Origin of the sequence: Pseudomonas sp. EA_65y_Pfl1_P113 (assembly GCF_963970525.1) — a bacterium.
Lineage (GTDB): Bacteria > Pseudomonadota > Gammaproteobacteria > Pseudomonadales > Pseudomonadaceae > Aquipseudomonas > Aquipseudomonas tritici.
The window spans coordinates 1-473 of sequence record NZ_CAXAQM010000485.1; the positions used below are offsets into that span (position 1 = coordinate 1).

Genomic DNA, 473 nt, shown 5'->3' on the forward strand with positions numbered 1-473 from the left:
CGGAGATCCGCGTACGACAGAAAGAACTTCAGCCGATATTCGTTCGGGTAGTCCTGAGAAATGCGACGCGGATCGGGATCGCGATCGTCGAGGTTCTTCTGCGCCGCGCCATGCTCGTCTGCGTCGAAATACTGCGCGGTGAGCTCGGCTGAGAAACGGTCCGTTGGCGTCCACAGGATCGACGCCTTGGTGGAGAAACGGTCGGCGTCGTCCAGATCGTACGGGCGGCCGAGTGAGGTCTGCTTGGCATAGCCATCGCGCTTGTAGCGCTGGACCGTCGCCCGGACCGCCAACGTATCAGAGATCGGCAGATTGACCGTACCGCTGGCGCGTACAAAGTCGTAATTGCCTAGTTCGACTTGCGCGGTGCCCTCGACGGATTGCGTCGAAGGCCGGACGGTGACTGCGTTGACGATGCCGCCGGTGGCACTTTGGCCAAATACTGTGCCCTGAGGTCCGCGGAGTACCTCGAC

The 473-nt window shown here is 61.5% G+C and carries 1 pseudogene; it reads right to left on the reverse strand.

Features of this window, described 5'->3' with window-relative positions:
• Positions 1-473, reverse strand: a pseudogene (locus AACY52_RS30700) (hypothetical protein); the annotation flags it as partial.